This is a genomic window from Pseudomonas sp. SZ40 (genome assembly GCF_052958135.1).
In genome coordinates this window covers 1-6,801 of record NZ_JBQWIF010000073.1, presented here as the reverse complement: position 1 = coordinate 6,801, position 6,801 = coordinate 1, and the positions used below count along the sequence as shown (strand labels likewise).

Below are 6,801 nucleotides of genomic sequence, written 5' to 3'. Positions count from 1 at the left end.
TCGAACGTCGGCCCAGCCAGGAACTGGCTGACGGAGTCCAAAGCCTTGAAATATCAATGACTCTGACCCTATCGATTGCGGCAGAGTGAAACAAATAGCCCCGGCAGTGCCGGGGCTATTTTTATATCGTGCCTCTTGAAATAAACGATTGGGCACTACTTCTATCAGTTTGCGAAAGCTGATCAGCCTCAACCAACTCGCGCAGCTTTATAACAACCGCCCTATTCGTGTAGAACCCTCCCTGACCAACCCAAGATAAAGCCAAGCCAATCCAGTACTCAGATTTACCATCCAAAGCCGCCAAAATTACATTTGGATAAGCAAATTCATCCCCAAGTATTGATTTGGCTTTCTCGTAGGGCATTTCAAGCAAGCTAACGACCCTCCAGAAATCTTCAGTTTCTTTAAGGCGGAAAGATTGACTCGCTCCCGCTATCTGCCATTCACCACACATGTCACGAGACAATTTAAGGCCATTTTGTAATATGCATTCCATCTGGTCACATCCTATGCTCAACCTTTATTCCGTACTTGCCCATAGTCTGCTCAAACAAACCACGAACTTCTGGCGTCCAGTTCTGCCAATAATGCCCACTGAGCTCGTTAGTTATAAACTCCCCGTTCTTCCCGCGCCTAAACATACCGCCAACCACAGTACTATCAGAGGCTTTAATTGAGTTTACAAGCTGCTGATGGGGAGACAGGCCCGGGCGAAAGTCAGTCGGCTTACCAACAACAAAGGTTTGCGTCTTAGTATCAAAGACAAACTCTATAGAGCCAGTTTTAGTACTGGGGTAATAGTTCTGAATGGCTTTAGAAGATAGCGAACCAGGCTCCAAGCCTAAAACGCCTGGTGCAGGGCCAGAGCCCTTCCAGGTCGCAGCAGGTAAATTCGCAGTTGCTTTTGCACCATTAAATTTTAGGCACTAGCGCAAAAAGCCCTTCCGGCATTAAGTAGCTAAAAATATAACTCTTTGCCTTATCTGAACTGCGCTTAGAAAAAACAGAATCAAACTCATCGGGGCCTTGGTCGCAGTACCAACTGTCATACGTCTGCTCAGCTTTCTCGCCAACCAATTGATATACATCCCCTCCAAGAATCGCAATTCCGAAAGCCTCGAGTTCATAAATAGCATGTAAAGCGTCATCACGATCTAGGGCCCAGTTCCGCACCCCCAAATGGTCTAGAAATATGCCTCTACTTAGAATAGGATCAATTTGCTCCGACCATATAACACTCATAGATCACTCCGCCGAGGTCGGTTTAAATAGTCGATGGTTGATTGACCCATCCGACTCCTTTATGAACTCGAAAACGCCTTGTTTCCCACGATACTCACCTGGAATTTTCAGCATGTCTCTTACCACACCATCTCCCCCTGTGATCTTCGTCACCTGTCCGGCTCCTTGGAAAGTTGTGACACTTTCCAGGAACCCATGAAGATCGCTAGTCTTGATCTGACCTAACACTTTATCTGTGTATTTCGTACCTGCAAAGAAATCATCCGCTACCGCACTTCCGCCCTTTGCACCGTTAACTCATATTAGGAGTTTCAAAAGAAAACTTCACTCCTGACTGCTCCACAATAGAACCGACCTTACTTAAAAAGGCACTCGATTTTATATCTGGGGAATACTTACAGACTACGTTTATAGAGACCTGACGTCCTTTCGAATCGGGATACACATCCAACAACTCTCCAGCCTCTATAAAATCAATGTACAAATTAAGCTTTTCCTGAAGCAGCAATAGGTGTTCATCACTCCATTCAAGATGATCACTAACAGTTAAAACAAGCTCCCCAGTTTCCTTATCAACACCAATAGCATCAATAACATCAGTTTGTTCGACTGTCATATAACCTCCTTTAGGGCCTAACCACATCCACCGTCGTCGGCGGAATCTGGGTGCCTCCGGGGAACCCAGGCTTCCCTTTACCCACAACAACTGCTCCTGATTCTTTAATTTCAGGAAAGGCTATTTTTTGATTAGTGGTTAGAGGGGCTGTCGCTGACGCCTTACATTCTGTACAAACAATATTCCCCTCCGCATCTTTGCCCATTAAATCGATTCTAGTTCTGGTACCGCTTTGGGTTTTAACGGTCACCTGCTGGACAACACCAGTTTGAGTCTCTTGAAGCTTATTCATCGTTTGTACTTCAAATGCCTCGCCAGCAGCTTTGTTTTTAGCTAATTGACTGACTGTATCACTTGTGGCGGTTGCACCCGACAGGGAACCTGCGCTTTTTGCCCCCGGACCACTCCCCTGCGGCCCCCCCGACACAACTCCAACAGCCTTTCCAGCCACCTTCTTGGTCAGTGCACCTATTTCGCCAGCAGCCAATTCAATCAGGAAACGAGACGCCAGTACACCTCCATCGCCATCTAGATAGCCATCCTCTCCTGCGGCGTACTGCTGCTTGGCATAGTCATGTTCTTCTTGAACATACTTTTTGTCCTCATCCCTCAGACCTGCAGTCATGCCAACGGCAGCGTTCTCCTTTATCGCATCAATTTTGTCACCGAACGCGGCGTTGATCAGGACATTACCTGCAAGACTCACCGCTGCTTTGGCCGGTCCCATAAAAACCTGGATCAATAGGGTCAGAGTCATTGATTTAGCTGTATGACCGGATCAATGACTCTGACCCCATCGATTGTGACCCCATCGATTGCGTTAATCAGATTCGGCGTTATGAGGCAGGGACGGCGCAACCAACCTTAGAAGCCCTCATCCGGCTTGCTCAGGCTCTGCACGTCAGTTTGGATGATTTGGTGTTCGCTGAAGCAGAACGCGGACCGTCCGACGATTTGCGCCTGCGCTTCGAGGCCGTCAGCCATATGCCCGAAGCCGAGAAGTCGGTTATCAAAGCACTGCTCGATGGGATGATTCTCAAGTATCAGGCATCAAAAATAATGGGGACGGATAACAATAGGCTGCCGGTGCATAACTGCGAAAACCAAGCACGGGTAGATATACGAAACTAAGGACTGCTCGAATATGGCTGACGTAATGCCGAAACTCACTGATGTAAAAACCTGCAAGGCCTTTCAAAAATCCTTGCTTGGCCTATGCTGGCAGTCGCTTATTTTCTAATAAGTGGCCCACAGATTTCGGTTGACGGCAGCATATGGTTCGACATACCAGTTCATCTCTAAGAAGCCGTCCAGACGAGACGATTCTTTCTTATTTTTGGGCTAAAAGCCATTTGGTCCGGCGGAATAGCACTTCTCACTTACAAACTAATTGCCGAACTACATTTTGAGCTGTACCTAAAGACAAATTTTCTGCTCTTTCCAGTTATCGCAGCTTTGTTGTTTGCCTATGCTCTGCTGAGCATATTTGGTCACGATCATTTCATTTGGCTACAGTACCTCAATAGCTTTTGGGCTTATGCCGCTATCGTCTGGGGATTCTTTCTGCTGGCCATGACAGAGCAACTGGTTGATCCGTTGGAAAAGCTCGGGACAGGCGAAACAGCTAAGCAAGCGAAGCTATGGAGCGATGTATAACAAAAGCTATACACATGATCCTAGAGAAATCAAATAGTTAGCTCTGTTTTGCATTAAAAATGTATAGCTATCAATCAGCACGAAAAATTTCTAACCCGTTGATCTACAAGGGAACACTTACCCCGATCGGGGTGCGTGTTGTGTATTGAGATTTTGTTCCTGTTAAGGAGCGAAAAATCATGCTGAAAAAGGGCGTATTGAGCAGGTAGACCGTAGGTCGTAAGGATGGGTGCAAAAGGGGTGCAACCTGGGAGCAAAAGGGAAGCAAATAGATAGCAAAAGGGCTGCAAATCGGATGCAAAAACACCGGCGTTAAGCCGGTGCTAAATAAAAAATAGAATTTCTACAGATCAGCGACGCCAGAACGGTAACTCGTCAGAAGCAAGAGAGTTATACAAGTCTTCGGAACGATTCACATCAAAAATATAGTCAGGCGCGTCGGTAAAGCCGATTCTTAAAGGGACGTACTCATTAAACTCTTTATAAAAAACATCTGAACATTCGACAGCATCAAAAATAATTTTGAAGAAGCGAGCAAAGATGTCAGCCAGAGTGTCACCACTCAAAAGCAAACGAGTATTTTCCTCGTCTACCCCGAAAGTGCTTATATCAAAGCTATCCGTAGGAATGCTATTAAACTCAGTCCTTACACTCTCCAAATCTATCTTTAACTCAGCCAGTTCGTTTTTGCTTAAAGAGCGGCAATAAAGCTTCTCTGTAACCAAGGGATACTTGCTTCCTCTTTTGCCGCCCTCAAGAAAAAACACAACTGACTTAAAAAAACAGTCAACGTCAGAGACTGGACCTAAGACAGATATTGTCATTGCGGCAAGAACACCTACATTTTTCATTCTGCTTTAAACCTGATGGATGAGGGAGATATTGCGCCATTTGACTTATCAACTATTCCACGAACGATTTGCGCACGCTGCACAGGCGTAACAGCTTGCCCTCGAATATCAATAACGACTTGCTGCTGCATTCCTTGCGGTAAATTTTCAGCTCGCTGGAGGACTTGCTTGGAAACATTACTAATCAATTCGCTTTGATTTTTTTCGATGTTGTAGTTTTTCACTTCAACACTGCATACGTTACCTACACACCAGTCTGGACGAACACTACCCGAAGTGCCGTAAGGAACTTCTTGTCCATTTTTATAACTGACTTGTGGCCGAGCTCCGGCACCAAGATCAGCGCCGACATCAATCTCAGATTTTTGGGGCGTGGGACGAACAGGTGTCCCAGTAGAGGCAAGGTCATCTACCTTTCCAGCAGCGCCACCAGTAGCTTTTGCACCAACTAGTTAGACGACATTGGGTGGAGCTTACGCCATGATATCTGCGGACACATTTCCTGCACGAGCGAATTCTATAAAAACAGTACGAACAAGTTCTACATCACGCGTGACCGCCCTAGCAGGATACATCTCACCTAAAATACTGACGAGTTCGTTTTTCGAGTTGAGATCAGTTAAAGTTCTCACGCCATGCTCACCATCTCTATCATATTCGCTAAGCATCAGTAAGAAATTTCCACTCTCAACATACAATACCAACTCATAGGGCTGACCTTCACATTCCAACTGACGCCGCATTGTGATAACGCCGGAGCGCTCACTGATGGAACTCAACACATCCCGAATAACAAATTCTTCAGGATCCACGACAACTTCTAGCTGATGGCGACCGCCATTAGAGTCAACAATATAACCTCCAAAAACCATACTCATGGCACTTCCTTAATCGACCGCATTCCCGGCACCCAATTATATTTTTTTGGCAATCCCGTTACGTCATCCATCGCTTGAACAGTTAAAGATTTCAATCCGGCTTTTTCCGCCGCTGCTGCTATATCACCTTTGCAAAAACCACATACGTCTTTACCTGCAACGCTCATAGCCATATCAGCCCCCTGAGTCTTGCCAGCATTATATGCCTGCTGTATGACTCCAATTTCTGCATGAGCGTCGGCCATATTTCCGTTCGGCAACGGTTTTCCTGTTTCTTCAATCTTGGTCGCTACTCGATCAGCTATCAGGGTTGGCTCATCTGGATTTGCCTGAGCAATTGGGCGAGCTGTTTGGTTTACATCAGTAAATGCTGCATCCCCAATTTTCCCCTCGGCAGTGACAACCGGAGAAATACCTTTTGCACCAACTCATCAACTGTCGCTCTGATTCAAAATCTTTACTTCGCGCCAGTAAATATTTTCTGGTAAAGGCTGATTCTGATTGAATCGGGAGAAAACTTCTATCACATCGTCAATATTAAACCACTCATCTTTCTTTAATTGAACACGCCCTGCACCAAACGACAGCAAGCTCCCATCTTCAAAGTTCGTGCTGGAATTTGAATGATACCCTCTAAACAGAGCCTTACTTTTTGCGTCATATCTTTCAATAAAGCAAGTGAATCTGCCTCCTGCCACTTGCACATAATTACCGTCGTCGTCAGTTATGCATGCATATGAGCTAGGACCGTAGCTTTTTAATTTTTTTAACACTTTTACAAGCTGCGCCTGGTTAACGTCAATTAATACGGGACTATTTTCGGCTTCGAGCTTCATATTCCTCACCTTCACGGCACATAAACTGTTGTAGCGCTTTCGATGACTTCGCCTTTTAGCCGTCCCTTCCCTTGCGCCCCAAACTGATTGACAAAATAATCGGTGAATTCTTGATAGCTGGTCTTACTAGCAGTTCCGCTTTTCACCTCAAGACCGTGTAACTTACCATTTGCGTCACGGACTACAATGTCATATCTACGATCACCGAGAGGCCCTTTAACGACCATCTCAGTGCCTACAACTTCCATTCCATTTACTTCTAAATGCTTAGCAAACTCATCTGCCTTAACTGTTCCCGGAGGAGCTAGACCCTTCGGGCTAGCAAATTTTCCGTCAGGGGTTCGATAGCTTCCATCTGAATGCAGATTTACTTCGGGGGCTAGGTCGGTCTCTGGACCAACTTTCTTCCCGCCCGTCGCATCTGGACTTACTACCTCTTTTGGCCCGTTTTCACTATACATATTCCCCGGATTCAGCTGGTGCTCCGGAGTTTTATAGCTAGTATCACCTTGCTGTGTATCCAGCTGACTTCCGCTTGTATGCGGCACGGCAACCACCGAACCGCCAGCATTATACCCCCCACTCGATGCATTCTCAAAACCAGGTGAATCAGCACCAGGATTAACTAGCACACCGTATTTAGGGTCAAGTTGATGTATAGGAAATGCTACTGCAGTCCCAGCGACAAGCCACCATATTTGGGTCGAAACTACAACTTTATC

Annotated in this window: 11 protein-coding genes and 1 pseudogene; 1 reads left to right on the top strand and 11 read right to left on the bottom strand. The window is 46.0% G+C overall.

Annotated features, from left to right (window positions below; genetic code table 11):
* Positions 1–121: 121 nt before the first annotated feature.
* The 5 genes and pseudogenes from ACT9T4_RS26460 to ACT9T4_RS26440 all read right to left on the bottom strand — a co-directional run bounded on the left by ACT9T4_RS26460 (position 122) and on the right by ACT9T4_RS26440 (position 2,615).
* Positions 122–496 carry a hypothetical protein gene (locus tag ACT9T4_RS26460; protein WP_499119830.1) on the bottom strand — a complete coding sequence of 125 codons (375 nt, stop codon included), beginning with the start codon at positions 494–496 and terminating at the stop codon, positions 122–124.
* 4 nt (positions 497–500) lie between these two features.
* A pseudogene (locus tag ACT9T4_RS26455) lies at positions 501–884 on the bottom strand (polymorphic toxin type 43 domain-containing protein); the annotation flags it as partial.
* Positions 885–912: 28 nt separating this feature from the next.
* On the bottom strand, positions 913–1,242 hold the full coding sequence (imm40, locus tag ACT9T4_RS26450) for an Imm40 family immunity protein (RefSeq protein WP_499119828.1): 330 nt from the start codon (positions 1,240–1,242) through the stop codon (positions 913–915).
* A 292-nt stretch (positions 1,243–1,534) separates the two neighbouring features.
* Positions 1,535–1,858, bottom strand: a complete 324-nt coding sequence (locus tag ACT9T4_RS26445) for a DUF6572 domain-containing protein (RefSeq protein WP_499119825.1) — start codon at positions 1,856–1,858, stop codon at positions 1,535–1,537.
* A 10-nt stretch (positions 1,859–1,868) separates the two neighbouring features.
* Entirely contained in the window at positions 1,869–2,615 is a 747-nt protein-coding gene (locus ACT9T4_RS26440; RefSeq protein ID WP_499119823.1) for a hypothetical protein, read from the bottom strand.
* 8 nt (positions 2,616–2,623) lie between these two features.
* Between ACT9T4_RS26440 and ACT9T4_RS26435 the strand changes: the two genes are divergently transcribed.
* Positions 2,624–2,989, top strand: a complete 366-nt coding sequence (locus tag ACT9T4_RS26435) for a helix-turn-helix domain-containing protein (RefSeq protein WP_499119835.1) — start codon at positions 2,624–2,626, stop codon at positions 2,987–2,989.
* Between the two features lie 875 nt (positions 2,990–3,864).
* Here ACT9T4_RS26435 and ACT9T4_RS26430 read toward each other — a convergent pair.
* The 6 genes from ACT9T4_RS26430 to ACT9T4_RS26405 form a co-directional block, all read right to left on the bottom strand.
* Positions 3,865–4,365: an Imm70 family immunity protein gene (locus ACT9T4_RS26430; RefSeq protein WP_499119821.1), complete on the bottom strand. Its 501-nt coding sequence runs from the start codon at positions 4,363–4,365 to the stop codon at positions 3,865–3,867.
* Entirely contained in the window at positions 4,362–4,589 is a 228-nt protein-coding gene (locus tag ACT9T4_RS26425; protein WP_499119819.1) for a hypothetical protein, read from the bottom strand. The genes ACT9T4_RS26430 and ACT9T4_RS26425 overlap by 4 nt, the downstream gene beginning before the upstream one ends.
* A gap of 249 nt (positions 4,590–4,838) precedes the next feature.
* Positions 4,839–5,243, bottom strand: a complete 405-nt coding sequence (locus ACT9T4_RS26420) for a DUF6911 family protein (protein ID WP_499119817.1) — start codon at positions 5,241–5,243, stop codon at positions 4,839–4,841.
* The gene (locus tag ACT9T4_RS26415; RefSeq protein ID WP_499119832.1) at positions 5,240–5,656 is read right to left on the bottom strand and encodes a cytidine deaminase-like fold-containing protein; all 417 of its coding nucleotides are present in this window, start codon (positions 5,654–5,656) and stop codon (positions 5,240–5,242) included. Before ACT9T4_RS26415 ends, ACT9T4_RS26420 begins: the two co-directional genes overlap by 4 nt.
* Positions 5,657–5,674: 18 nt before the next feature.
* Positions 5,675–6,079 (bottom strand): hypothetical protein, encoded by a 405-nt coding sequence (locus tag ACT9T4_RS26410; RefSeq protein WP_010428178.1) that lies wholly within the window; start codon positions 6,077–6,079, stop codon positions 5,675–5,677.
* Between the two features lie 11 nt (positions 6,080–6,090).
* Positions 6,091–6,801, bottom strand: a 711-nt coding sequence (locus tag ACT9T4_RS26405; protein WP_499119815.1) for a hypothetical protein, incomplete at its 5' end; no start/stop codon positions are given.

Bases quoted from the DNA above. Each gene is read 5' to 3' on its own strand.
- ACT9T4_RS26460 (WP_499119830.1), bottom strand. From the start codon at position 496: ATGGAATGCATATTACAAAATGGCCTTAAATTGTCTCGTGACATGTGT.
- ACT9T4_RS26445 (WP_499119825.1), bottom strand. From the start codon at position 1,858: ATGACAGTCGAACAAACTGATGTTATTGATGCTATTGGTGTTGATAAG.
- imm40 (WP_499119828.1), bottom strand. From the start codon at position 1,242: ATGAGTGTTATATGGTCGGAGCAAATTGATCCTATTCTAAGTAGAGGC.
- ACT9T4_RS26420 (WP_499119817.1), bottom strand. From the start codon at position 5,243: ATGAGTATGGTTTTTGGAGGTTATATTGTTGACTCTAATGGCGGTCGC.
- ACT9T4_RS26430 (WP_499119821.1), bottom strand. From the start codon at position 4,365: ATGAAAAATGTAGGTGTTCTTGCCGCAATGACAATATCTGTCTTAGGT.
- ACT9T4_RS26410 (WP_010428178.1), bottom strand. From the start codon at position 6,079: ATGAAGCTCGAAGCCGAAAATAGTCCCGTATTAATTGACGTTAACCAG.
- ACT9T4_RS26440 (WP_499119823.1), bottom strand. From the start codon at position 2,615: ATGACTCTGACCCTATTGATCCAGGTTTTTATGGGACCGGCCAAAGCA.